At 64.5% G+C, this 25,371-nt stretch carries 23 protein-coding genes; 17 read left to right on the top strand and 6 right to left on the bottom strand.

Translation table 11 applies throughout. The features are described from left to right. Positions 1 to 190 precede the first annotated feature (190 nt). The 3 genes from V1283_RS21785 (at position 191) to V1283_RS21775 (ending at position 3,929) form a co-directional block, all read left to right on the top strand. A complete protein-coding gene (locus V1283_RS21785) occupies positions 191 to 1,786 on the top strand; it encodes a porin (protein WP_334388502.1) in 1,596 nt (531 codons plus the stop codon). Between the two features lie 144 nt (positions 1,787 to 1,930). After that, a complete protein-coding gene (locus V1283_RS21780; protein WP_334388501.1) occupies positions 1,931 to 3,532 on the top strand; it encodes a porin in 1,602 nt (533 codons plus the stop codon). 232 nt (positions 3,533 to 3,764) lie between these two features. Further along, on the top strand, positions 3,765 to 3,929 hold the full coding sequence (locus V1283_RS21775) for a Flp family type IVb pilin (protein WP_334388500.1): 165 nt from the start codon (positions 3,765 to 3,767) through the stop codon (positions 3,927 to 3,929). A 44-nt stretch (positions 3,930 to 3,973) separates the two neighbouring features. On the opposite strand, the gene V1283_RS21770 is transcribed toward V1283_RS21775, so the two are convergent. After that, entirely contained in the window at positions 3,974 to 4,210 is a 237-nt protein-coding gene (locus V1283_RS21770; RefSeq protein WP_334388499.1) for a hypothetical protein, read from the bottom strand. 36 nt (positions 4,211 to 4,246) lie between these two features. Next, positions 4,247 to 5,212: a non-homologous end joining protein Ku gene (gene ku, locus V1283_RS21765; RefSeq protein ID WP_334388498.1), complete on the bottom strand. Its 966-nt coding sequence runs from the start codon at positions 5,210 to 5,212 to the stop codon at positions 4,247 to 4,249. Between the two features lie 252 nt (positions 5,213 to 5,464). Between ku and V1283_RS21760 the strand changes: the two genes are divergently transcribed. The 13 genes from V1283_RS21760 to V1283_RS21700 all read left to right on the top strand — a co-directional run bounded on the left by V1283_RS21760 (position 5,465) and on the right by V1283_RS21700 (position 21,802). After that, positions 5,465 to 5,617: a hypothetical protein gene (locus V1283_RS21760; RefSeq protein ID WP_190241678.1), complete on the top strand. Its 153-nt coding sequence runs from the start codon at positions 5,465 to 5,467 to the stop codon at positions 5,615 to 5,617. Between the two features lie 270 nt (positions 5,618 to 5,887). Continuing rightward, on the top strand, positions 5,888 to 6,559 hold the full coding sequence (locus V1283_RS21755) for a response regulator transcription factor (RefSeq protein WP_334388496.1): 672 nt from the start codon (positions 5,888 to 5,890) through the stop codon (positions 6,557 to 6,559). A 98-nt stretch (positions 6,560 to 6,657) separates the two neighbouring features. Continuing rightward, on the top strand, positions 6,658 to 8,031 hold the full coding sequence (locus V1283_RS21750) for a sensor histidine kinase (RefSeq protein WP_334388495.1): 1,374 nt from the start codon (positions 6,658 to 6,660) through the stop codon (positions 8,029 to 8,031). A 153-nt stretch (positions 8,032 to 8,184) separates the two neighbouring features. After that, entirely contained in the window at positions 8,185 to 9,591 is a 1,407-nt protein-coding gene (locus tag V1283_RS21745; RefSeq protein ID WP_334388494.1) for a hypothetical protein, read from the top strand. Between the two features lie 162 nt (positions 9,592 to 9,753). Further along, positions 9,754 to 10,857 carry a c-type cytochrome biogenesis protein CcmI gene (gene ccmI, locus V1283_RS21740; RefSeq protein ID WP_334388493.1) on the top strand — a complete coding sequence of 368 codons (1,104 nt, stop codon included), beginning with the start codon at positions 9,754 to 9,756 and terminating at the stop codon, positions 10,855 to 10,857. A gap of 98 nt (positions 10,858 to 10,955) precedes the next feature. Beyond that, positions 10,956 to 11,447, top strand: a complete 492-nt coding sequence (ccmE, locus tag V1283_RS21735; protein WP_334388492.1) for a cytochrome c maturation protein CcmE — start codon at positions 10,956 to 10,958, stop codon at positions 11,445 to 11,447. Then, positions 11,444 to 13,423, top strand: a complete 1,980-nt coding sequence (locus V1283_RS21730; protein ID WP_334388491.1) for a heme lyase CcmF/NrfE family subunit — start codon at positions 11,444 to 11,446, stop codon at positions 13,421 to 13,423. Before ccmE ends, V1283_RS21730 begins: the two co-directional genes overlap by 4 nt. 4 nt (positions 13,424 to 13,427) lie before the next feature. Then, positions 13,428 to 13,919 (top strand): cytochrome c-type biogenesis protein, encoded by a 492-nt coding sequence (locus V1283_RS21725; RefSeq protein ID WP_334388489.1) that lies wholly within the window; start codon positions 13,428 to 13,430, stop codon positions 13,917 to 13,919. Between the two features lie 78 nt (positions 13,920 to 13,997). Next, the gene (locus tag V1283_RS21720; protein WP_334388488.1) at positions 13,998 to 14,522 is read left to right on the top strand and encodes a DUF1993 domain-containing protein; all 525 of its coding nucleotides are present in this window, start codon (positions 13,998 to 14,000) and stop codon (positions 14,520 to 14,522) included. A 348-nt stretch (positions 14,523 to 14,870) separates the two neighbouring features. Beyond that, positions 14,871 to 16,463, top strand: a complete 1,593-nt coding sequence (locus V1283_RS21715) for a Do family serine endopeptidase (protein WP_334388487.1) — start codon at positions 14,871 to 14,873, stop codon at positions 16,461 to 16,463. Positions 16,464 to 16,738: 275 nt separating this feature from the next. Continuing rightward, positions 16,739 to 17,419, top strand: a complete 681-nt coding sequence (locus V1283_RS21710; RefSeq protein ID WP_334393132.1) for a response regulator transcription factor — start codon at positions 16,739 to 16,741, stop codon at positions 17,417 to 17,419. Continuing rightward, positions 17,403 to 18,869 (top strand): sensor histidine kinase, encoded by a 1,467-nt coding sequence (locus V1283_RS21705; protein WP_334388486.1) that lies wholly within the window; start codon positions 17,403 to 17,405, stop codon positions 18,867 to 18,869. Before V1283_RS21710 ends, V1283_RS21705 begins: the two co-directional genes overlap by 17 nt. Further along, positions 18,866 to 21,802, top strand: a complete 2,937-nt coding sequence (locus V1283_RS21700; RefSeq protein WP_334388484.1) for a bifunctional [glutamine synthetase] adenylyltransferase/[glutamine synthetase]-adenylyl-L-tyrosine phosphorylase — start codon at positions 18,866 to 18,868, stop codon at positions 21,800 to 21,802. Before V1283_RS21705 ends, V1283_RS21700 begins: the two co-directional genes overlap by 4 nt. Before the next feature lie 187 nt (positions 21,803 to 21,989). Here V1283_RS21700 and V1283_RS21695 read toward each other — a convergent pair whose 3' ends face one another. Together V1283_RS21695 and V1283_RS21690 are read right to left on the bottom strand one after the other, a co-directional pair. After that, positions 21,990 to 22,742, bottom strand: coding sequence for an anti-sigma factor (locus tag V1283_RS21695; protein ID WP_334388482.1), 753 nt, complete (start codon positions 22,740 to 22,742; stop codon positions 21,990 to 21,992). Further along, positions 22,739 to 23,398 (bottom strand): sigma-70 family RNA polymerase sigma factor, encoded by a 660-nt coding sequence (locus tag V1283_RS21690; RefSeq protein ID WP_334388481.1) that lies wholly within the window; start codon positions 23,396 to 23,398, stop codon positions 22,739 to 22,741. The genes V1283_RS21695 and V1283_RS21690 overlap by 4 nt, the downstream gene beginning before the upstream one ends. Before the next feature lie 71 nt (positions 23,399 to 23,469). Between V1283_RS21690 and V1283_RS21685 the strand changes: the two genes are divergently transcribed. Next, positions 23,470 to 24,246, top strand: a complete 777-nt coding sequence (locus tag V1283_RS21685; RefSeq protein WP_334388480.1) for a DUF4394 domain-containing protein — start codon at positions 23,470 to 23,472, stop codon at positions 24,244 to 24,246. Between the two features lie 78 nt (positions 24,247 to 24,324). Here the strand turns inward: V1283_RS21685 and V1283_RS21680 are convergent, their stop codons facing one another. Next, on the bottom strand, positions 24,325 to 24,549 hold the full coding sequence (locus V1283_RS21680) for a formate dehydrogenase subunit delta (RefSeq protein ID WP_334388479.1): 225 nt from the start codon (positions 24,547 to 24,549) through the stop codon (positions 24,325 to 24,327). Next, positions 24,539 to 25,369, bottom strand: a complete 831-nt coding sequence (fdhD, locus tag V1283_RS21675) for a formate dehydrogenase accessory sulfurtransferase FdhD (RefSeq protein ID WP_334388478.1) — start codon at positions 25,367 to 25,369, stop codon at positions 24,539 to 24,541. The genes V1283_RS21680 and fdhD overlap by 11 nt, the downstream gene beginning before the upstream one ends. Positions 25,370 to 25,371: the final 2 nt, after the last annotated feature.

Raw genomic sequence — 25,371 nt, 5'->3', positions numbered from 1 at the left:
TTTCTTGCTCGCGACGCCTCAGCGAGAGGTTGAAAGTAGTTCATTTGCATCGGCTCGCCACGGAGACGTTGCGAAAACATCACAGCGGCGATCCAAGTGATGCGGCATCACGTTGTTGTCATGCCAGCTAAGGATTTTTGGATTACTTGTGGCGCATGCAGCTGCATGAATCGCAGGACAGGAGACTTAAATGATTACGGCGCGAACACTCATTCTTAGCTCGGCGGCAGGGTTGATGGCCCTGAGCGGGGCACAGGCGGCCGACCTTCCGGTCAAGGCCAAGGCGGTCGAATATGTGAGGATCTGTTCGCTTTACGGCGCCGGCTTCTTCTACATCCCGGGCACCGACACCTGCATCAAGCTCGGCGGTTATCTGCGCGTCGATACCACCTTCAACGGCGGCGCCCACGGCGCACCGGCGTGGAGCGGCGATCTCGGCCAGCAGAACCGCTATTACGACTACTTCCTTTCCCGGTCCCGTATGGCGCTGACGGTCGATACCCGTACCGCGACCGAGTATGGCGTGGTCCGTACCTTCGGTCAGGGTGACTTCCAGTTCCAGAACTTCGGTAGCTCCAACCCGAGTCTTACGGTCGGATCGCAGGCTGGCCTGAATGCTGCGCTGCTGTCCACCGCTGGTGGCGGCTATGTGGCGGTCGAGTATCTCTTCATCCAGTTCGCCGGCTTTACCTTCGGTAAGTCCTCGTCGGCTTACTCGACGCCCTGGAACGGTTTCCCGGGCAACATCAATTCGAGCCTGCTCGGTGGCAACAACACCGACACCGGCGTCAACAACATCCAGTACACCGCCGAGTTCGGCAACGGCGTGTCGGCCTCGATCGGTCTCGACGACCCGACCGTCTGGAACCGCACCGCCGTCTACAATCTGGCTATCCCCGCGGCGATCGGCGCCAACGGCACCGGATCGAACGCCTATGCCGGCACGCATTCGCCCGACATCGTCGCCAGGATCCGGGTCGATCAGGCCTGGGGTCTGTTCCAGGTGTCGGCGGCCGCGCATGAGGTCAGCGCTTCGTACAACACGCTTGGCGCCGGCGCCGTCCCGACTGCGCTCTCCGAAATTAGCGGCCACCCCGAAACCAAGTGGGGCGGCTCGGTGATGGCGGCGTTGCAGATCAAGAATATCCCGACCGGTCCTGGCGACGATATCAAGTTCGATGTCTCCTATGCCAAGGGCACGACCAAGAACGTGATCGCCACCAGCGGCGGCTCGCCGAGCTTTGCGATGTTCGGCGGCAGCGGCTTCGGCTACCAGAGCGTCGGCTTCGGCGCGACCACCGACGGCGTCTACATGCCCGGCGCAGGCGGCACCGGCGGCATCATCCTGACGACGGCCTGGGGCGTCCGCGGTGCGTTCAACCACAACTGGGATCCGTACTGGTCGTCGAGCCTGTTCGGCGGCTACTCTCAGGTCAAGTATGACGGCGGCGCCAACGACAACCTGCTGGGTGCCGGAACTACCTCGGCCAAGGGTGCTTACTGCGCCGCCTTCGCCGCCAGCCACCCGGGTCAGGCGCTGGCCGGAAACGCTGCGGGCAACTACACCTGTAACCCCGACTTCAACGTCTCGCAGCTCGGCGCCAACCTCCGCTGGACACCCGTCAAGAACCTGACGTTCACGGGCGAAGTCCAGTGGTTCCATCTCGACCAGAAGATGTCGGGCAGCTCGGTATTCGCGGCCAGCTCTCCGAAGCCTGCCGCGCTCTATGAGTTCAAGGATCAGAACACGGTCCTGCTTCAGGTCCGCGCCCAGCGGAACTTCTGATCGAACTGTACTGCCGGTGATTGTTCCCCTCTCAAAGGGGGACAATCACCGCGCTGACGGCCTTCGTATGGCACGCCTCGCATGTTAGAAGGGTAGTATTCGGAAAGGCAAAGGAGAATCTAAAACGCGGGGCGGGAGAGTTACATGGGGACCTCAAAACAACTTATCCTCGGGGCATCGGCGAGCTTGGTTATCTTGAGCGGCGCACAGGCGGCCGACCTTCCGGTCAAAGCCAAGCCAGTCGAGTATGTAAGGATCTGCTCGCTTTACGGCGCCGGCTTCTTCTTCATTCCGGGCACCGACACCTGCATCAAGATCGGCGGTTATCTGCGCGCCGACACCACCTTCAATGCCGGGGGCGCCCACGGCCAGCCGGCATGGAACGGCGATCCTGGGCAGCAGAACCGCTTTCGCGATTATTTCATCGACCGCTCGCGCATGGTGCTTTCGGTCGATACCCGTACCGCCACCGAATACGGCGTGGTCCGCACCTTCGGTTCGGCCAAATTCCAGTTCAACAACTTCAGCACGAGCAACCCGTCGAACTCGATTGGCAACGCGGCGGGCCTCAATGCAAACCTGCTTTCCACCGCCGGCGGTGGTTACGTCGCTATCTATGATCTATTCATTCAGTTTGCGGGATTCACCTTCGGCAAGTCAGCTTCCGCCTTCGCATCGCCCTGGCAGGTTACTCCGGGCAATCTCACGTCGTTCCTGCTGGGTGGCCACACTGGCGATAACAGCGGGCCGAACAACATCCAGTACATGGCGGAATTCGGCAACGGCGTATCGGGCACGATCGGCCTCGACGATCCGACCGTCTGGGATCGCACGGCCGTCTACAATCTGAGCATCCCCGGCGCGATCGGCGCCAATGGTACGGGATCGAACGCCTATGCCGGCACGCACGCCCCCGAAGTCGTGGGCAACATCAGGGTCGACCAGGCCTGGGGTCTATTCCAGATCTCGGCTGCGGCGCATCAGGTCAATGGCTCCTACGACATTCTGGGCGCCGGCGGTGTGCCGACGGCTCTGTCGGAAATCTCTGGCCACCCCGAGACCAAGTGGGGCGGCGCTGTGATGGCGGCCTTGCAGGTCAAGAACCTGCCGACCGGCAAAGGCGACGACATCAAGGTTGATGCGAGTTTCGCCAAGGGTGCCACGAAATACGTCATCTCGTCTGATTCGACCTCGCCGAGCTTTGCGATGTTCTCCGGCAGCGGCTTTGGCTACCAGAGCGTCGGATTTGGCGCCACCACAGACGGCGTTTATATGCCGGGCGCGCTAGGCACCGGCGGCATCGTCCTGACGCAAGCCTGGGGCATTCGCGGCGCGTTCAATCACAACTGGGATGCGTACTGGATCACCAGCCTGTTCGGCAGCTACTCATCGGTCCGCTATAGTGGCGGCGCCAACGACAATATCAATGGCCTCGGTACCACCACCGCCAAGGGCGCTTATTGTGCTGCCTTCGCCGCCAGCCATCCGGGTCAGGCCGCGATCGGCAACACGACCGGCAACTACACCTGCAATCCCGACTTCAACGTCGCGCAGCTCGGCGTGGTCACTCGCTGGACTCCCGTCAAGAACCTGACGTTCTCGGCCGAAGTGATGTGGACCCACCTCGACCAGAAAATGTCGGGCAGCTCGACTTTCACTGCAACTGCGCCGAAACCGGTCGCGCTCTACGAGTTCAAGGACCAGGATACGTTCCAGCTCGAGCTTCGCGCCCAGCGTAACTTCTGAGAACGACCTTCCGGACCGGGCGACTGCCCGGTCCCTTGTTCAACGCCGCGGCGGGACGGGCGATGCGCAATCGATGGTAAATTTTCCGTACCATATGATTCCGGGCGCGGTTTATCCCTCGGCCTTAATCGATCGTTCATTCTGTTCCTCAAGACCTCTTCAACCGTTCCCGCCTAGAGTTTAACAAGTATGGCGCGGGGGAATTTCGGGGAGCGTCGGCAGGAGTTTGTCTATGCGTCGTTTATTTGCACGATTTGTCGACGATGAATGCGGTGCGACCGCCATCGAATATTGCCTCATTGCGGCCGGCCTCAGCATCGTGATCGTCACCGCCGTCAACGGCGTCGGCAGCGCGCTAAGCACGAAATTCAGCGACGTCGGCGCCTCGATCAAGTAGCCGGGGGCGGGGACATAGAAAGCAGCGGCGATTGAAGCCTCTGGCTAGCGATCTTTCCCGTCCGCATTGAGTGCCCGCATGACAGCGATCCGCGCGAACATCAGCCAGCCGCCGCCGGTCTCGGCCGCATTGATCAGATTCTCGACCGCGGTCTGCCAGTGCGCCTCGTGCTGCACTTTTTCCGGCAATGCCATGACATAATCGGCGGCCTGCTGCAGCGTCACGAGCCTGCCTCCGCCGCGAAGCGCTATCGGGTCATCGAACGGGGCAGACCAGGGCATCGCGCGCTAGATGATGCTATCGCGCTCCTTGCCCAATCATCCGGCCTTCTTGGTGCGGGCGGCAGTGCGCACCGGCTTCTCCGCCTTCTTCGGCGCTTCCTTGACAGTTTCCTTGGCAGCGCGTTTGCCGCCGCCGCTGATCGGCAACAACATCTCGCGTTGGCCGGCGGCGGCCTTCTTTGGCTTTTTGCCCTTGGCCTTCTCGGCGGCAGGGGTAGCCTGCTTTTCGCTGGCGAGGCTGCGCTTGAGCGCATCCATCAGATTGATGACGTTGCCGGTACTCTTCGGCGCCGCCTTGGCGTTGGTGCTTAGCCCGTTGCGCTTCTGATTGATCAGGTCGACAAGCGCCTGCTCGTAGCGGTCTTCGAACTGTTCGGGCTCGAATGAAGCGGATTTCTGCTCGACGATATGCTTTGCGAGATCAAGCATATCCTTGGTGATCTTCACGTCCTGGATATCATCGAAATATTCCGTCTCGCTGCGCACCTCGTAGGGGTAACGCAGCAGCGTACCCATCAATCCCTTGTCGAGCGGCTCCAGCGCGATGATGTGCTCGCGGTTGGTCAGGACCACGCGTCCGATCGCCACCTTGTCCATGTTGCGGATGGTTTCGCGGATCACCGCGAATGCGTCGTGGCCGACCTTGCCGTCCGGCACGAGATAATAGGGGCGGATCACGTAACGGCTGTCGATATCGGCCCTCGGCACGAACTCGTCGATCTCGATGGTGCGGGTCGATTCCAGCGCGATGTCGTCGAGCTCGTCCTTCGACACTTCGATATAGGTGTCGGTGTCGATCTTGTAGCCCTTCATGATGTCGTCGTTGGCGACTTCCTCGCCGGTCTCGGCATCGACCTTGGCGTATTTGATGCGGTGGCCGGTTTTGCGGTTGATCTGGTTGAAGGAAACCTTCTCGGTGTCCGACGTCGCCGGATAAAGGGCGACCGGACAGGTCACGAGCGACAGACGCAGAAAACCCTTCCAATTGGCGCGGGGGGCCATGGGCTACTCCGAAAAAAACGCAACAGACGACCGGTGAGGATACCATCGGATTGCCCTGTCTCAAACACGGCGGGCGGGAAATCTCGGAACGGCGTTAACTGTCCGATCTGACGCCGCACTGCGACGTTTTGGACGCTGCTGCCGCGCGGCACGGCCCGAAGAGGCGGAACATCGCTTCCGATCATGCGTTGCTTTAACCGGCGGTGTCGAAGCATTCGCTGGCATTACAGGCACTTACTCGAGGAGGTCCTCATGGCAACGCAACGACACGGCCAGATCGTCGAAACCCCGACCGAGGCGCGCCAGGCCGAACCCGGCCCGTCGGTGCTCGCGCTCCTGACGGTTTCGACCGGGCTCGCGGTTCTGATCCTGGGTATCGTCTGGTTCGTATTCTTCCGCACATGAGCGGCTGACCGGGCGACGCGATCGGGCTTGCCCGCCCCCTGCGGACGGAAAGCGTCCCGCCTTTTCGGAAGTTGTCGACGCAAGCCCTGCCGGCCCCCTTGGGGCAGTCAATTGGCCATGCTAGGCGTTTGGCCCGCGGTCATTCCCGGGCCGTCGAAAACGTTATGACGAAAAAGTAACATTGCTCCATGCCCCTCGTTCATGGCCCGTTCACGCCGGAGGGCCTCATCTTGAGATCTGATATCGTAAGGCTCATTTTTGGAGGCCAGCTTGCGCCTGCTCGTTGTTGAGGACGATCCGGATCTCAACCGTCAGCTTACGACGGCACTGACGGATGCCGGTTATGTGGTCGATCGCGCGTTCGATGGCGAGGAGGGGCACTACCTCGGCGACAGCGAACCTTATGACGCCGTCGTGCTCGATATCGGGCTGCCCAAGATGGACGGCATCTCGGTCCTGGAGGCGTGGCGCCGTGGCGGCCGCGCGATGCCGGTCCTGATCCTCACCGCACGCGACCGCTGGAGCGACAAGGTGCAGGGTTTTGACGCCGGCGCCGACGACTACGTCGCCAAGCCGTTTCACCTCGAAGAAGTGCTGGCGCGAATTCGCGCGTTGTTGCGCCGCTCCACCGGTCATGCGCAGTCGGAACTGACCTGCGGTCCGGTGTCGCTGGATACGCGTACCGGCCGGGTCAGCGTCTCCGGCAATCCGATCAAGATGACCTCGCACGAATATCGCCTGCTGGCCTACCTGATGCATCACACCGGGCGCGTGGTGTCGCGCACCGAACTGGTCGAGCATCTCTACGACCAGGACTTCGATCGCGACTCCAATACCATCGAAGTATTCGTCGGCCGCATCCGCAAGAAGCTCGACGTCGACATTATCCAGACCGTGCGCGGGCTCGGCTATCTGCTGACGCCGCCGTCGCCCGGGGCTTGATTTGCTCGTTGTTTAATTCGAGCATGCCTCCATCCGAAGGCTGGTCTCCATCCTTCGGGTCGAGGCCTTAAAGACATGCTTTTCTGGATCGTGCCCTGATGCGCGGAAGCTCGCTCGCCACGCGCTTGTTCCTGTCGGCGACCGCGTGGGTGGTCGTGATCCTGGTCATCACAGGCGTGATCCTGTCGTCGGTCTATCGCAACGCGACCGAGCGCGCCTTTGACCGCCGCCTTAACCTCTATCTCCGCACCCTGATCGCCGAGGTCGCGACCCCGGACGAGCCGCCCGACCACCAGTTCCAGTCGCTCGGCGAGCCGCTGTTCGAACTGCCGCTGTCCGGCTGGTACTGGCAGATCGTCCGTACCGACGAGAAGGCCGAGACGCGGGCGTCGCGTTCGCTGTGGGACAAGAAGCTGCCGAAGCTCGAGGAGATCGGCGCGGAGCTGACGCCCGCCGGCATCCGTCTCGGTTACGTCGACGGGCCCGAGGGCCAGAGTCTGCGGGTCGTCGAGCGGCCGGTCGACCTCGGCGCCGACGGCAAATTCCTGGTCAGCGTGGCCGGCGACGCATCCGAGATCTTCGACGAGATCCGCGCCTTCGACTATTACCTCGGCGGCACCTTCGCAGCGCTCGGTATCGTGCTGCTGCTGACCACGATCTTCCAGGTCCGTTTCGGGTTGGCGCCGCTCAAGCGCATTTCTGAATCGATCGCCGACATCCGCTCCGGCCGCGCCGAACGGCTGGAAGGCGAGTTTCCCGTCGAGATCGCGCCGCTGGCGCGCGAGACCAACGCGCTGATCGACGCCAACCGCGAGATCGTCGAGCGCGCCCGCACCCATGTCGGCAATCTCGCCCACGCCATCAAGACGCCGCTCTCCGTCATCGTCAACGAGGCTTCCGCCCACGCGGTAGATCCCTTTGCCAGCAAGGTCTTGGAGCAGGCAGATGTGATGCGGGATCAAGTGGCGCATCATCTGGAACGGGCGCGCATCGCCGCGCGCGTCACCATCGTCGGCACCGTCACCGAGGTCGCGCCCGCCATCGAGGCGCTGCGGCGGACCATGGAAAAGATCCATCGGGACCGCGCCATCACGATCGCGGTGAAGGCCGACCCGCACGCCAAGTTCCGCGGCGAGCGCCAGGACCTCGAGGAGATGGCCGGTAATCTGGTCGACAATGCCTGCAAATGGGCGGCCTCGCAGGTCTTGATCGAGGTGAGAGTGGAGCCGCCGTCAGAGCCCCGTGCCGGGCCGCGGCTCCGGCTCATTGTCGATGACGACGGCCGCGGACTGTCCGCCGCCGAGCGCGCGCAGGTGTCGAGGCGCGGCCAGCGCCTGGACGAATCCAAGCCGGGTTCCGGGCTTGGGCTTTCGATCGTGGTCGATCTCGCCGGCCTCTATGGCGGCAGCCTTGTCCTGGGCGACGCCCCGATCGGCGGGTTGCGGGCGGAACTGGTGCTGCCGGGGGTCTGAACGCGTCGCCCGCCGGTTGCCTGGGGTCGAGAGGACGGTGTCCGGCAGGGTCGATTTCGCTATTCCTAACGGCTTCTTAACGCGCCCCCTTCTAAAATTGGCGCTGGACGCGCTTTACCGTCCGAATGACACACGCATATCCACACCAGGCGAATGAGCCAGACATCGACCGAGCGGCTGAGGGACTATCTCGCCCAGCTCCCGCCCCAATCGCAGGCGCTGCTGATGCGGGAGTTCGAGCGCGCCATTGAGCGCGGGGAGGACATCGTCGTCGCCAATTTCGTGCTCGAGCAACTTCGCAAGGTCGTGCGCGGAACCGAGGAAGACGACGAGGCGCGTCCGCGGACCGACGATCCGGGCCGACTGTTGTATGGTCCGCTCGAGCCTTTTCTGGTCGACAGCAATTTCCCGGTCAGGGCCGGGCAGATCCGTCGCGCATCGCTGCTGCCGATCTGGCAATGGCTGTGCCGCGACGGGGCGCCCGAGCCCGCGCGCGCGTTCGAAACCGCGCTCGCCGAAATCAGGCAGAGCGGCAGCAATGCCGGCCTCGAAGGCGCGACCCGCAAGTTCCAGCTCGCCGCAGCGGATGCGATCATCCAGGTCGTGACGCCGGTCCCGGGGGGCGACAGGCAGCGGTCGCTCGCCCGTATCGGCTCGCCCAATGTCGTCGAGGATCTGTTGTCGATCGCAGGCGTGCTGCGCGCGCGCGAAACGCTGGATACGCTCGGCAGCCGGATGCCAGGCCAGATGCGGGTGTTTTCGGAAGCCCAGATTGCCGCGGTGGAGTCCGCGCTCAACGTTCCCTCGTTGCAGACGCCGCAATTGCTTCCGTTCGCGCTGTCATTGATCATGCAGCGGCTGGCGCAGCCGTGGCAGATCATCCGTCTGGCGACCAAGATGGCGGCATCCGACGACGAGGTTCGCGTGGCCGCCACGCCCTACGGCATCGCCGTCACGATCGCGCTGCACGATCTCTCGTTCCTCACGGCCTGCCTGCGCACGGACATCAGGCGCGGCCATTTCGACAATGTCGGCGAGCAACTGAAAATCCTGCACGACGGCGTGCGCGGGCTGCGCACCGAGCTCGATCTGCGCAACGATTCCGCATGGGGCCGCCAGCTCACCTCGATCCGCGCCGAAATTTCCAATTCGCTGCAGTCGGAGATCGAGAGCGTGCCCGGCCGGGTCCGCCGCATCCTGCGTCAACGCGCCGACAAGGATATCGCCGCCGCGCCCAAGATCGACGCCTCGGAGGTCGAAGAGATTGCCGACCTGATCGACTTCGTGGCGGTGTGCCGCACCTATGCTAGCGAACTCGCCATCAACGAGGTCACCTTGCGGACCTATTCCGACCTGCAGCATTACGTCGAGCGATCCACCGAAAGCCTGGTGCAGGCGCTGCGGGGCGGCGACGCCAAGGCGCGCGCCTACCGCCAGATGCAGGCCCAGGCGGCGATCCGCTTCTGCGAAATCCTGTTCGGCCATGATTATGCGTCACTGATGAGCCGGGCGGCCGAAAATGCCGTGACCGGCGAGCGCAAGACAACCAGGGCCAGCTAGGATCGTGCGTTCCGCCGAATTCCTGCCGACCTTGCCGTCTGGAGGCCCCCCGTCGGGGTGTTTTTCTGCCGCAATTGTCAATTGGCGGGCTTGCCGCCGGTGGTGTAAAGCGGCGCATCGGCGCTCACCTGGACGCGCCGTTTCGTCCCCGGGAACCGCTTGATGACACTGTGGTTTGTGTTCGCGCTGATGACGGTTGCGGCGATCTTCGCAGTGCTTTGGCCGTTGGGCCGCGGCTCTTCTGCGCAGGCCGGCGGCAGTGAGGCCGTGGTCTACAGGGATCAGCTCGCCGAGATCGATCGCGATGTCGCAACCGGCCTGATCGGCGTGTCCGAGGCCGAGGCCGCACGCGTCGAAATCGGCCGCCGCCTGCTGGCTGCCGCGGACGGCCAGCGCGACCTGCCGGCGCGGTCGAACCTTGGTCTGCGCCGCGCCTCGGCCATTGTGGCGCTGGTCGGGTTGCCGATCGTGGCGGTGACGTTCTACCTCGCACTCGGATCGCCGCGTCTCGGTGATTTTCCGCTGGCCTCGCGCACGCGCACGGCGGATGTCAACCAGCCGCTCGACAACATGGTGGCGCAGGTCGTGGCGCATCTCGAAAAAAATCCAACAGACGGCCGCGGCTGGACCGTGCTGGCGCCGGTGCTGGCGCGTCTCGGCCGTTGGGATGATGCGGTCGGGGCCTACCGCAATTCCATCACCTATGCCGGTGACAGCGCGGAGCGCCGCTCTGATCTCGGCGAAGCGCTCGCGGCTGCTGCGGGCGGCGTCGTCACGGCGGAGGCCAAAGCCGAGTTCGAACACGCGTTGGCGCAAAATGCTGATGAGCCCAGGGCAAACTATTACCTCGGGCTCGCCGCCGAACAGGATGGCCGCCAGGCCGATGCCGCCACGATCTGGCGCGCGATGCTCGCCAAGGCGCCGGCGGACGCGCCATGGCGGCCGCTGGTCGAGGCCGCGCTGACGAGGGTCGGTGGCCCCGCCGCGCCGGCGCTCTCCAACGACACGATGGCCGCCGCCAGGGACATGAATGAGGCCGACCGGGGCACGATGATCCGCGGGATGGTCGACCGCCTTGCCACCCGGTTGAAGCAAAACGGCCATGATGTCGAGGGATGGTTGCGGCTGATGCGCGCCTATATCGTGATGGGCGAACGCGACAAGGCGGTGGGCGCGCTGACCGACGCGCGTCAGGCCGTTGCCACCGACGCCGAACGCTTGCGCCAGCTCAATGAGGGCGCGAAGAATCTCGGGCTTGATGGATGACGCATGATGCCGAAAAGTGTGGAGCGGTTTTCCGACAACATCATGCGTGAGGACAGGCGAATGATGCCGAAACCTGAACACGGGGACAGAGGATAGCCATGACGCGCAAGCAACGGCGTTTGACCATGATCGGCGGTTCGCTCGCGGTGCTCGCAATTGCCGCGGCGCTGGTCTTGAACGCCATGCGCGATTCCATCGTGTTCTTTTCCACGCCGACGATGGCGGCCGAGAAGCAGATCCCGCCCGGCAAGCGGTTCCGCCTCGGCGGCCTGGTGCAGCCGGGATCGCTGGTGCGCGGTGACAATCTCGCGGTCAATTTCAGCGTCGCCGACGGCGGCGCCACGCTGCCGGTCGCCTACAAGGGAATCTTGCCGGATCTGTTCCGCGAAGGGCAGGGCGTCGTCGCCGAAGGCGCGCTGGATGCCTCAGGCGTCTTCAAGGCCGACACCGTGCTGGCAAAGCATGACGAAACCTACATGCCCAAGGATGTCGCCGACGCCTTGAAGAAACAGGGACACTGGAAGGACGATTACGGCGCCAAGCCCGGCGCTGCGGCCTCGGCCGCGCCGGTGCAGGGGGCTTCGAAATGATCGCGGAGGCCGGGCATTACGCGCTGGTGCTGGCGCTCGGACTGGCGCTGATCCAGTCCACCGTGCCGTTGCTCGGCGCGCGCTGGGGCGATCATGCCCTGATGAACGTCGCGCGCTCCAGTGCGCTGGCGCAATTGCTGTTCGTCGCGGCGTCGTTTGCGTTGCTGACGATGCTGCACGTGATGTCGGATTTCTCCGTCGTCAATGTGTTCGAGAACTCGCACTCGATGAAGCCGCTGCTCTACAAGATCACCGGCGTGTGGGGCAATCACGAAGGATCGATGCTGCTGTGGGTGTTCATCCTGGCGCTGTTCGGCGGCCTGGTCGCCGCGTTCGGCAACAATTTGCCGCTGTCGCTGCGCGCCCATGTGCTGGCGGTACAGGGCTGGATCGCGTCAGCGTTCTATCTCTTCATCCTGCTCACCTCGAATCCCTTCCTGCGCATCGCAAGCCCGCCGATCGAGGGCCGCGACCTCAACCCGGTGCTGCAGGACATCGGGCTCGCCGTGCATCCGCCGATGCTCTATCTCGGCTATGTCGGGTTCTCGATCTCGTTCTCGTTCGCAGTTGCCGCCCTGATCGAAGGCCGCATCGACGCCGCCTGGGCGCGCTGGGTGCGGCCGTGGACGCTGATGGCATGGATATTCCTCACGCTCGGCATCGCGATGGGGTCGTACTGGGCCTATTACGAACTCGGCTGGGGCGGCTGGTGGTTCTGGGACCCGGTCGAGAACGCTTCCCTGATGCCGTGGCTCGCCGGCACCGCGCTGCTGCATTCCGCGGTCGTGATGGAAAAGCGCAACGCGCTGAAGGTCTGGACCATCCTGCTGTCGATCCTGACCTTCTCGCTGTCGCTGCTCGGCACCTTCCTGGTGCGCTCGGGCGTGCTCACGTCGGTGCATGCGTTCGCGAACGATCCGGCGCGCGGCGTGTTCATCCTGCTGATCCTCTGCCTGTTCATCGGCGGCAGCCTGTCGTTGTACGCCTGGCGCGCGTCCGCGCTGAAGCAGGGCGGGCTGTTCGCACCGATCTCGCGCGAAGGCGCGCTGGTGCTCAACAATCTCTTTCTTGTCTCGGCCTGCGCGACCGTGTTCATCGGAACGCTGTATCCGCTGGCGCTGGAGGTTCTGACCGGCGACAAGATTTCGGTCGGCGCGCCCTTCTTCAATCTGACGTTCGGCCCCTTGTTCGTGCCGCTGATGCTCGCGATGCCGTTCGGGCCGCTATTGGCGTGGAAGCGGGGTGACCTGCTCGGCGCGGCACAGCGACTGACCGCCGCCGGCATTGTCGCCCTGGTTGCGATTGCCGTGGTGTGGGCGTGGACCTATGGCGGCAGTACATTCGCGCCGCTCGCAATCGGACTTGCGGTATTCGTCATAGCAGGCGCCTTGTGCGACCTCGCCGAACGCGCCGGACTGTTCCGAACCGCCTTGCCGGTCGCGCTGCGGCGCGCGCGCGGATTGCCGCGCGCGACCTGGGGGACGGCGTTCGCCCACGCCGGCGTCGGCGTCGCCCTGATCGGGATCGTTTGCGAGACCACGTGGAACACCGAATATATCGGCTCGATGATGCCGAATGATGTTGCCAGGGTCGCCGGCTATCAATTGAAGCTCGACGACGTCACGCAGCGGCAAGGGCCGAATTTCCGCGAGATGATCGCGCAGTTCACGGTCAGTCTGGACGGTGAGAAGCTCCGCGTGATGACGCCCTCGAAGCGCAACTTCACCACACGGGAGGCGTCGACCACCGAGGCCGCGCTGCTGACCCGCGGCGCCAGTCAGCTCTATGTTTCGCTCGGCGAAACCAGCGCCGGCGCCATCGCGGTACGGATCTATCACAAGCCGCTGGTGCTGTTGATCTGGTGGGGGCCGGTGCTGATGGCGTTCGGCGGCCTGCTGTCGCTCTCGGACCGGCGGCTGCGCGTCGGCGCGCCGAAGCCTGCCAAGGCCGCCCGTGCGCTGCAGCCGGCGGAGTGAGCCGTTGAGGAAGCTTCTCGCCAGCGTATTTGTCGTCGCCATGATGATCGGATGTCCGGCCGCTCATGCCGTGCAGCCCGACGAGGTCATGGAGGATGCTGCGAAGGAGGCGAGGGCGCGCGACCTGTCGCGCGAGCTGCGCTGCATGGTGTGCCAGAACCAGTCGATCGACGATTCCGACGCGCCGCTGGCGCGTGACCTGCGGCTATTGGTACGCGAGCGGATCGCGGGCGGCGACAGCGACAGCCAGGTGATCGATTTCCTGGTGGCGCGCTATGGCGAGTTCGTGCTGCTGAAGCCGCGGTTCACGCTGCATACGCTGCTGCTGTGGCTGCTGCCGCCGCTCGCGTTGATCGGAGGCGGACTGGCGCTATGGTTCTACAGCCGCCGCCGCTCGAAGGCCGGCAGCGCAACCGATCCCTCGCACCTGACGGAAGAGGAAGAGGTGAGGCTGGAGCGCCTGCTCGCGGCGGAGACGTCGGACAAGCAGGCCTAGCCGGCCGTTGCAAGCGGGCCGGTTTCCGCTATGACATCCCTCTGGTCAAAATAAACACGGCACAGGGGGAAACCGGACATGGCTCTTTCACTCTACGACGCCAGCGTGGCGAATTATCTGCAGATCCTCGGCGCCGTCGGCGGCTTCCTCGACCGCGGCCTCGTTCATTTCCGCGAAAAGAACATCGATCCGGAAACCATGGTCGAGGCGCGGCTGGCGCCGGACATGCTGCCGCTGCGTTTTCAGATCATCTCCGTCGCCCAACATTCCCGCGGCGCCATTGAAGCCGTGCAGAGCGGAGAATTTCGTCCGCCCTCGTTCAAGACGCCGTACGATTACGCTGGATTGCAGGCGCTGGTCGCGCAAACCCGAGAGGCTCTGGAGGGCTGGACGCCGGACGCCGTCAATGCGCTCGGGGGCCGCGACGTCGTCTTTCTCCTCGGCGATCACAAGCTGCCGTTCACGGCAGAGGGCTTTCTGATGTCGTTTTCGCTGCCAAACTTCTATTTCCACGCCACCACGGCCTACGACATCCTGCGCACCAACGGCGTGCCGCTCGGCAAGCGCGATTTCATGGGCCGGCTGAAGATGAAGAAGAGCTGAAGGCGGGTTCGGGAAGGACGCTTTGACCCGCGCCGCGCACGTCTCGTTGCGCCGTTTACGCTGTCGGCGCCGAAGGGCAGAGCTTGGTATCCCGTGTATCGTCCGTCCCGCGAAACCGATCCCGGTCTGACCGCCTTCCGTGACTGTCCCAGGCAGAATTTCACGGAAAAGCCGCAGAGCTAACCGGCTGATTCGCCTGCGATATTCTGCCGCATCCATGACCGCCTGCATTACAAAAGTTTAATTCCCTAGCCAGCGCGCGGTAAGGCGGCAAACCCCATGTTCAGTCCTGTCAGGTGCCCGGCTCCCCGCACCGTCGAATTCGCTTTCTCTGGAGATTTTAGAAACATGACCGAACGTCCCGTCGATCTTTCCTCGCTACCGTCCTACGGCGCGCGCCGCAGGCTGTTCTCCGCGCGCAAATTCGCGCTGATGGCTTCCGTCGTCGCCGGTCTCGGCGCCGCCGTCTATGGCTTCTCGCCGCAGCAGGGCCCCATCGACGTCTTCACCAGCGCGGCGCATGCGCAGGTCAATAACGAGGTCCGCAAGGTCGAGCGGCCGATCGGATTCGCAGACATCGTCGAGCGCGTGAAGCCGTCGGTGATTTCGGTCAAGATCAACATCGCCGACAAGAGTTCCAAGGACGACAGCGCCAACAAGGACGACGACTCGCCGTTCCAGCCGGGCTCGCCGATGGAGCGCTTCTTCCGCCGCTTCGGCGGTCCGGATGGCTTGCCGCCCGGCCTGCGCGGCGGACCGCGTGGCGGCCGTGGCCCGGTGACGGGTCAGGGTTCCGGTTTCTTCATCTCGCCTGACGGCTATGCCGTGACCAACAACCACGTGGTCGATGGCGCCGACAAGGTCGAAGTCACGATGGACGATGGCAAGACCTTCACCGCGAAGGTAATCGGCACCGATCCACGCACCGACCTGGCGCTGATCAAGGTCGAAGGCAGCAAGGATTTCCCGTTCGCCAAACTGTCCGATAGCAAGCCGCGGATCGGCGACTGGGTGCTGGCGGTTGGTAACCCGTTCGGCCTCGGCGGCACCGTGACCGCCGGCATCGTCTCGGCCTCCGGCCGCGACATCGGCAACGGCCCGTATGACGATTTCATCCAGATCGACGCGCCCGTGAACAAGGGCAACTCCGGCGGTCCGGCGTTCGACACCAATGGCGAGGTGATGGGCGTCAACACCGCGATCTATTCGCCGTCCGGCGGCAGCGTCGGCATCGCGTTCTCGATCCCTGCTTCGACGGTCAAGAACGTGATCGCCCAGCTCAAGGACAAGGGCTCGGTCAGCCGCGGCTGGATCGGCGTCCAGATTCAGCCGGTCACGTCCGACATCGCCGACAGCCTCGGCATGAAGAAGGCGGAAGGCGCACTGGTAGCGGAACCGCAGTCGAATGGTCCGGCAGCCAAGGCCGGTATTCAGTCGGGTGACGTCATCACCGGCGTGAATGGCGAGCCGGTCAAGGATGCCAAGGAGCTCGCCCGCACCATCGGCGGCCTCGCGCCCGGCGCCGCGGTAAAGCTCAACGTGCTGCAGAAGGGCCAGGATAAGGTCATCAACCTCACGCTCGGCCAGTTGCCGAACACGATCGAGGCCAAGGCCGACACCGACAAGGAAGACAAGGGTAGCCTGAGCAAGGGAACCGGCGTGCCGAAGCTCGGCCTGACGGTTGCCCCCGCCAACAGCGTGGCCGGCGCCGGCAGGGAAGGCGTCGTGGTTACCGAGGTCGACCCGAAGAGCGCGGCGGCTGAGCGCGGCTTCAAGGAAGGCGACGTCATTCTCGAAGTCGCCGGCAAGAGCGTCGGCACCGCCGGCGAGGTGCGTGAGGCGATCGACGCCGCCCGCACCGACAACAAGAACAGCGTTCTCATGCGCGTGAAGAGCGGCGGTTCGTCGCGCTTCGTGGCGGTGCCGCTGGCGAAGGGCTAAACGAGGACTAGATACCAGATGGAGGGTTACGCCGGCATTCGTCGCCCCCGCCGACGTCTCCTTCCGGGGAGCGGGTCGAGAACTCGCTCCCTCTGGCTACCTTCCAGCGGAATACGCCCCCCTCCGTCGGAAGGGCCTAAGGGCGGTGAGGTCCCCCAGCTTCACCGCCCGCTCTTTTCACTTGATCGAGAGATTGGCCGGTCGCCTTGCATGTGCAGGGCGGCCGCGCCATGGTGAGAGAAAGCATGTTCCCAGTGACCGCAACTGCCTCGCAAATGCGCCTTTTGATCATCGAAGACGACCGCGAGTCCGCCGACTATCTGGTCAAGGCGTTCCGTGAAGTCGGCCATGTTGCCGATCTCGCCAGCGATGGCGACGAGGGCCTGTCGATGGCCGATGGCGGGGATTACGACGTGCTCGTGGTGGACCGCATGCTACCCAAGCGCGACGGCCTGTCCGTGATCGGTGCGCTGCGCGAGAAGGGCAACCGCACGCCGGTCCTGATCCTCTCCGCGCTCGGCCAGGTCGATGACCGCATCAAGGGCCTGCGCGCCGGCGGCGACGATTATCTGCCAAAGCCCTATTCATTCGCCGAACTGCAGGCGCGCGTCGAAGTGTTGTCGCGCCGCAATGTCGGCCCCGCCGAAGAGACCACCTACCGCGTCGGCGATCTCGAGCTCGACCGTCTTTCTCATCGCGTTGCGCGCGGCAAGGACGAGTTGACGCTGCAGCCGCGCGAGTTTCGTCTGCTCGAATATCTAATGAAGCATGCGGGCCAGGTGGTGACCCGCACCATGCTTCTGGAAAATGTCTGGGATTATCATTTCGATCCGCAGACCAACGTTATCGATGTGCATATTTCGCGGCTGCGCTCCAAGATCGACAAGGGTTTTGAACGCCCCTTGCTGCACACGATCCGCGGCGCCGGATACATGATCCGTGACGGCCTTCGGTAAACTGATCCGCACCACGGCGTTCCGGCTGACGCTGGTCTATCTGTTTCTGTTCGCGCTGTTTGCCGCGTCGCTGCTGGGTTATTTCGCCTGGAATACGCGGCGGATGATCAACGAGCAGATCACCACGATCGTCAATGCCGAGATCGCCGAGATCGAGACCATCTACACGCGCCGCGGCCTGCGCGGCCTTTACAACACGCTCGGCTACCGCGCGCTGCGGCCTGGCGCCAATCTCTATCTTGTCACCACGCCTGAGGGGAAAGCGTTCGGCGGCAATGTCGAATCGCTGTCCCCGGGCGTGATGGCCTCCACAGGCTGGTCGGAGACGATGTATCGCAGGCTCGACGAGCAGGATACCACCAATCATCGCGCGCTGGTGCGTGTCACCGAACTTGACAACGGATTCAGGCTGCTGGTCGGCCGCGATCTTGAGGAACGGCGGCGGCTGTTCGGCATCGTCGCCAAGGCCGCGCAATGGTCGCTGCTGGTCGTCATCGTGCTTGGCATCGGCGGCGGCATCTTCGTGGCGCGGCGGGTGCTGCAGCGGATCGATGCCATGACCGGCACCACCAGGCGCATCATGGCCGGCGACCTTTCCGGGCGCCTGCCGGTCGGACGCAGCGGCGACGAACTCGACCGCCTCGCGGAAAACCTCAACGCCATGCTGGAGCGCATCGAGGCGCTGATGACGGGGCTGAAGGAAGTCTCCGACAACATCGCGCATGATTTGAAGACACCGCTGACGCGCATGCGCAACCGCGCCGAGGAGGCGCTGGCGAGTTCCGGCAGCGAGGCCGAATACCGCGCCGCGCTGGAGCGGACCATCGAGGAATCCGACGGCCTGATCCGCACCTTCAACGCGCTCTTGATGATTGCGCGCGCCGAGTCCGGGCAGGCGCGCGGCAACATGGATGATTTCGACGCGGCCGACGTCGCCAAGGGCATCCACGAACTGTATGAGCCGCTGGCCGAGGACGACGGCATGACCCTGCGCGTCAAGGCCGCGACCGCGCGGCTGCACGGCAACCGTGAGCTGATCAGCCAGGCGCTCGCCAACCTGGTCGAGAACGCCATCAAATACGGCAAGGCGTCGCCGGTGGTGCAGCCGCTGGATCCTGCCGCCGCTGCACGCACCAGGGAGATCCTGATCGAGGCGCGGCGCGAGCGCGACCATGTGCTGCTCAGCGTCACCGACCATGGACCGGGTATCCCCGAAGGGGACCGCAAGCACGCGGTCGAGCGGTTCGTGCGGCTCGAGGCGAGCCGGACGCTGCCGGGTTCCGGGCTTGGCCTCAGCCTGGCGTCCGCGGTCGCGACCCTGCACGGGGGCGAACTCAGGCTCGGCGATTCGCATCCCGGCCTGACCGCGACGCTGGTCATCCCGGCGCTATCTGCCGCGGCTGACAGGCTTGCGGCCCAAACGCCGGATGTGCCACAGAAGGTGGCATGAATTCCTCTGCCTTGGCCGCGCGGTTCGTGAGCGGGCCGCATATTACCGCCAGCAGCAACGCCGAACACCGCCTGGGAGACTGGCTCGCCGAACTGGAGCCGCGGCAGGCGGCTGAGATCGGCGCGTGGCTGGATCGTCCGCCGGCCCGGGCCATCCTGCTCGGCATCGCCGAGTTCTCGCCGTACCTGTTCGACCTGATCCGCGCCGATGCCGCGCGGCTGCTCCGCCTCCTGGCATGCGACCCGGAACAGCATCTCACCTCGCTGATCGAGAACACCTCGCGCGACGTGCTCGCCGCCGCCGGCGAGGCCGACGTCATGCACCTGCTTCGCCGCATGAAGTCGGAGGCCGCGTTGCTGATCGCGCTGTGCGACATCGGCGGGGTCTGGCCGGTGATGCGGGTGACGGCGGCGCTGACCGATCTTGCGGTAACCTCGGTGCAGGCGGGCTTGCGCTTTCTGTTGCGTCAGGAAGTTGCGCGGGGCCGCATGACCGTCTTCAATTATGACCGGCCGGAGGAAGGCTCTGGCCTGATCGTGCTCGCGATGGGCAAGATGGGCGCGGGCGAGCTAAACTATTCCAGCGACATCGACCTGATCGTGTTTTTCGATCCCGCCGCCACCTCGCTGGTCGCCGACATCGAGCCGGCGCCGTTCTTCGTGCGCGTGACGCAGGCGCTGGCCCGCCTGCTGCAGCAACGCTCCGGCGACGGCTACGTGTTCCGCGTCGATCTGCGCCTGCGGCCCGATCCGGCCTCGACGCAGGTCGCGATCTCCACCGACGCGGCACTGCATTATTACGAGCGCGAAGGCCGGACCTGGGAGCGCGCCGCGATGATCAAGGCGCGCGTTTGCGCTGGCGACGCCAAAGCGGGCGAGGCGCTGATCACGGAACTTTCGCCGTTCGTCTGGCGCAAGCATCTGGATTTTGCCGCGCTTGCCGACGTCCACGACATGAAGCGGCAGATGCAGACCTATCGCGGCCAGAGCGAGATTTCGGTCGAAGGCCATAACGTCAAGGTCGGCCGCGGCGGCATTCGCGAGATCGAGTTCTTCGCGCAGACGCAACAGCTCATTGCCGGCGGCCGCCATCCGCAATTGCGGGTGCGCCCCACGCTGCACGCGTTGCAAGTCCTGGCCACCAGCAACTGGATCACCTTTCAGGCCTGTGACGAATTGACGGCGGCCTATGAGTTCCTGCGCAGCGTGGAGCACCGGCTGCAGATGATCGCGGACGAGCAGACCCATGCGCTCCCCGAGGATGCCGCGGCCGTCGAGCGCTTTGCGAACTTCTTCGGCTATGAGAGCCGGGCAGCCTTTGCGAAAGACCTGCTCGGCCATCTCAACATCGTGCAGGGGCATTACGGCAAGCTGTTCGAGGGCGATCCCGCCGGCACGGTGAAGCTGCCGCAGGTCAACTACGCCGCCGGACCTGAGGATGCGCGCCTGCTCGACCATCTGGCGACGCTCGGCTTCAAGAAGCCGGTCGCGGTGGCTGGCACCCTGCAACTCTGGATGCAGGGCAATTACCGCGCGCTCCGCAATGAAGCGACCAAGTCAGCCTTCATCGAATTCGTGCCCGGCCTGATCGACGGGCTGGCGCATGCCGAAGATCCCGATGACGCCGTGACCGCGTTCGATCGCTTTCTCGGCGCGTTGCAGCGCGGCGGCCGGCTGATCTCGCTCTTGAGGGAGAACCGTGACCTGGTCGCGCTGGTGGCGCTGATCCTGGGTGCAGCGCCGCGGCTCGGCGACATGCTGGCGCGCCAGCCGCAGATCATGGACGGCCTGATCGATCCGCGTTTCTTCGGCGCGATGCCGGACCAGAAGGAGTTGTCGGCGCGGCTGGCGGCGACGCTGAAGGACGCGGACTCCTACGAAGACTTTCTCGATCGCCTGCGGCTGTTCGGCCAGGAGAGCCTGTTCCTGATTGGCACGCGCATTCTCTCTGGTACAGTTTCTGCCCAGCAGGCCAGCGTCGCCTTTGCCGACGTCGCCGAAGGCATCGTGCACACCGTGCACGGCCTGGTCAGGGATCAGTTCTCGACCCAATACGGCCGCATCAAGGGGCAGGAGACCGCGATCCTCGCGATGGGCCGGCTCGGCAGCCGCGAGATGACGGCGTCCTCCGACCTCGACCTGATCCTGCTGTACGATTTCGACGGGGATAATCCCGATTCCGACGGCGAGCGATCGCTGCACGGCGCGCAATATTTCGCGCGGCTGACCCAGCGGCTGATCTCGGCGTTCACCACGCGGACCAATTACGGCGTGCTCTATGAAGTCGACATGCGGTTGCGCCCCTCGGGCCGCGCCGGGCCGCTGGCATCGCGGATCGATTCATTCGCGGACTACCAGGAACGCGAAGCCTGGACCTGGGAGCACATGGCGCTGACGCGGGCGCGGGTGATTTCGGCTTCGCCGGCGTTTCGTGCAAGGATCGAGGGCACCATCCGCAGCGTGCTGACGCGGCCGCGCGACGCGGCCTCCACCGCCGGCGACGTCGCCGACATGCGCCGGGCGATTGCGCAGGAAAAGGGCGAGGACGACATCTGGGACCTCAAGCAGGCCGCAGGCGGACTGGTCGATATCGATTTCATCGCGCAGTATCTGCAGCTCGTGCACGCCGCGGAGAAACCCGAAATCCTCAACGTCTCCACGCTGCAGGTGCTCGACAACGCCGCGCGCCTCGGCGTGCTGCCGCAGTCCGACGCCGAGATTTTGCGCTCCGCGGCGCGGCTCTATCACGACCTGACGCAGATCATCAGGCTTTGCGTCACCGGCAAGTTCAATCCGGAAACCTCGGGCGATAATCTCTTGCACGTGATGGCGCGGGCGGGCGACACGCCTGATTTCTCGACGCTGGAGGCAAGGGTGCGCGAGACGCAAGGCGAGGTGAGGCGGGTGTTCCTGGCGCTGGTGGGCGGAGGCTAACCCGCGATGATTTCAGATCGATGCATGCGCGCGCACCATCTCCGTCATCCTGTGAGGTGCGAGCGAAGCGAGCCTCGAAGGATGAGCGGCCCGTGGCCGTCGCCCCTTCGAGGGCCGCGCTGCGCACGGCCACCTCAGGGTGACGGATCACATCGATTCACGCTTGCTTCATCAGGCTTCAGGTCGACTACAACGCCCGTGCCGCATTGCCCTTGAACAGGATTGGGCCGGTCGGCCGTCCGATGGGTGAGCCGCCTTCCGGCTCCAGCGTGATCTCGAACAGTTGATCCTGCACGGTTTCCGGCAGCGCCTCCAGGTCGAGCTGCAGCGTGCGCGACTGACCGGTGACGCCGATCGATTTCGGGCCGACCGCGCGATCCCACAAGGTCCAAACCTGCAGCGTGCGGCCGGCGGGAACCTCGATCGGCCGCAACGGTATCAGCTCGACCCGGCCGTTCGAAAACGCGTTGACGATGGCCCCGGCCTCTTTGGTGGTGTCGTTCACCAGCACGGCGACGTAAACCGGCTTGCGCTGCGCGAGTGCGAGCATGTCGTGACGAAGCTGGCGCGACGTCGCCAGCGCACCGATCATGATCGTTGCAAAAAGCGCTGCAGCGAAGGCGCCGCCGATACCGAGGCCGCGCCAGAACCGGATGTTGTCCCACAGCGTGGTGCCACGCAGCGCGGCGCGTGCAGAGGGCAGGGCGTCAATCGGCGCGATCTTGGTCGCATCCGCGATGCGCTGCCAAAGCGCCGGGCTCGGTGGGGTTTCCTCGGCCGTGAGATCGAGGTCAGCAAGCCGTGTCCGCCACGCGCTGACGGCCTGAGCAAATGAGTGGTCGGTTGCGATGCGCTGTTCAGCGGCGGCTTGTTCCGCCCCATCGAGGAGGCCCATCACGTAATCGCCGGCCATGGCGTTATCGGCGTCGTGCGGGTTCATCCCATGCACTCCTGCAACGCAAACAGGCTGCGCCGCACCCAGCTCTTGACCGTGCCGAGTGGAACCTTGAGCCTTCCCGCCAGTTCGCCGTGGCTCATGCCATGCACATAGGCCAGCACCACCACGTCGCGGCGCGGGCGGTCGATCTGCTCGAGACACCGGCGTAGTGCGCTGGTCTCCGGCATCCGCGACAGAGTGGCCTCGCAGTCGACATCCTGGGCGCTTTCATCCGATGTTTCATAGCGGTGCTCATCGCGATGAATGCTCAGCGCGCGGTTGCGCACCACCGCATAGAGCCAGCCCCGTGCGCTGCCGCGGCGCGGATCGAAGCCGGCCGCGCCATGCCAGATCCGGATAAAGGCGTCGTGTACCGCCTCTTCCGCAAGGTCCTGCCGAAACAGGATGCGGCGGGCGATGCCGACCATGCGCGGCGCCTCGCTGTCGTAGATCACGCGCAACGCGCTGCGGTCGCCGGCCGCGCAACGCGCCAGGGCCGCGGCAAGCTGCGCCTCGCGTTCCCCATCTGGCGGGGCGGGAGCCTGCAGGCTGGCGGTGATGGTGCCATTTCCGGTCATGTCTATGCCTTTGCATAGGTGTTCTACCTTGAGATGCGGCATTTGGATGCATGGTCCGAAAATTATTTTCAGGTGCTGCATCCATTTCGCCGCGCCGCCGGTACCCGCTGTGTTGGTCCCGAGAGGATCATGGCAACACAGGGAGCTCACCGATGAATTATCGTTCGATTTTCGCCACCTCGGCGGCATTATTGCTGTCATCCGCAGCCGCCAACGCCGCGCAGGTCGCAGCCCTGATCGGCGGCGACACCATTGCGATGGTCGATACCGCGCAGAAGAAGGCGACCGGGTCCGTCAAGGTCACCGGCATTTCCGGCGCGCTGGTCGGCATCGACGTACGTCCGGCCGACGGCATGCTCTATGGACTGGTCGACGATGGCACCATTGTGACCATCGCAACGGACGGCAAGGCCACGATGAAGTCGAAGCTCGACACCATGCTTGCCAGGGGCGTGGCCGCGACGGTCGATTTCAATCCGGTGGCGGACCGCCTGCGCGTGATGGGCGCCGACGGGATGAACCTGCGGGCCAATGTCGATGACGGCAAGGTGACCAAGGACGGCGACCACAAGTTTGCCGACGGCGACATGCACAAGGGCGAGAAGCCGAACATCGTCGCCGGCGCCTATACCAATTCGGTGAAGGGCGCGAAGGAGACGGCCCTGTTCAACATCGATGCGACCATCGGCGGACTGATCAAGCAGGCGCCGCCGAATGACGGCGTGCTCGGCGCGATCGGCAAGCTCGGGATCAAGGCGGACAGCGTCGCGTTCGACATCTGGTCCGACGGCGCCGGCAAGAACGAGGCCTGGCTGATGGCGGACGGCACGCTCTACAGCGTCGACCTCGCTACCGGAAAGGCGACCGAGGCCGCACAGATCACCGGCATGAGCGGCACGGTGAAGGATATTGCCATCATGGGAATGTAGCCGACCGCTGCAGTCTCCGGACGGCCGAATTCTGCCGGTTGCTCGCGCGACCGGCAGAACCTTGCGGTGAATTCGGGATCAGCCAGGTGCTTGAACTTTCTTCAGCGACACGAGCGCATCGTGGACATTGGGATCCAGACCTGCGCCACCGGCGTCCAGGTGAGCAAAGATCGCCTTGCGCATCCGCGGGTCCCAGAACTTCTGGATGTGTTCGGCAATGCCCGGCACCGCCTTGTCGTGGCCCTGGCTCCTAAAGAACGCGCCAATTTGATTGGCCATATAGATCAAGCGATCAGGCGACATGAGCGGCTTCCTTGGCCTCGATAGCGGCCTTAATTCTTTCCGGATGAGTAAAGACTTCGAAGCCGTCCGTACGTGCGATGGCGACGAGGGTGATGCCGGCGGCATCCGCCATCCGGACGGCCAACGCTGTTGGCGCTGACACCGCGACCATCAATGGGGCGCCCATCGCGGCAGTCTTTTGCACCATCTCGACCGAGACGCGGCTGGTCAAAAGCACCATGCCGTCGGCGGTGGAAATTTTCGCTTGCGCCAGCGCACCAGCGAGCTTGTCGAGCGCATTGTGGCGGCCGACGTCCTCGCGTAACGCGACGATGCCGCGCGTCGGCATCCAGAACGCCGCGGCGTGCACCGCGCGGGTCTCGATATTGATCGTCTGCAGCGGGGCAACGCTCGCCATCGCCGCCATGATCTCGCGTGGCGAGAAGGTTCGCCCCTTGGCGACCACGGCGGCAGGGCGAACCGCCTCGGCGATCGAGTCGATACCGCAAATGCCGCAACCGGTTGGACCGGCGATATACCGCCGCCGCTCGCTCAGCAGCTCCGCCTTTGAGGACGCCAGCCACATCCGCAACTCGATTCCGTCATCCAGTTCGACGATGTCGAGTGAATCAATCTCGTCGGACGACTGCACGATGCCTTCGCTGAGGCTGAACCCGATGGCGAAATCCAGCAAATTCTGCGGCGAGCCCATCATGACGGCGTAGGTGCCGCCATTATAGGTCAGCGCCAACGCAGTCTCCTCCGGGATCAGGCGCGTGCCTTCGCTGAGGCTGCCATCGCGCCAGATCTGCCGATGGGCGGTATGGACCGGGCCGGGCATTG

Origin of the sequence: Bradyrhizobium sp. AZCC 2262, from assembly GCF_036924535.1 — a bacterium.
Lineage (GTDB): Bacteria > Pseudomonadota > Alphaproteobacteria > Rhizobiales > Xanthobacteraceae > Bradyrhizobium.
Note: the sequence above shows the minus strand (reverse complement) of the source record. Positions and strands in the feature narration are given on the sequence as shown.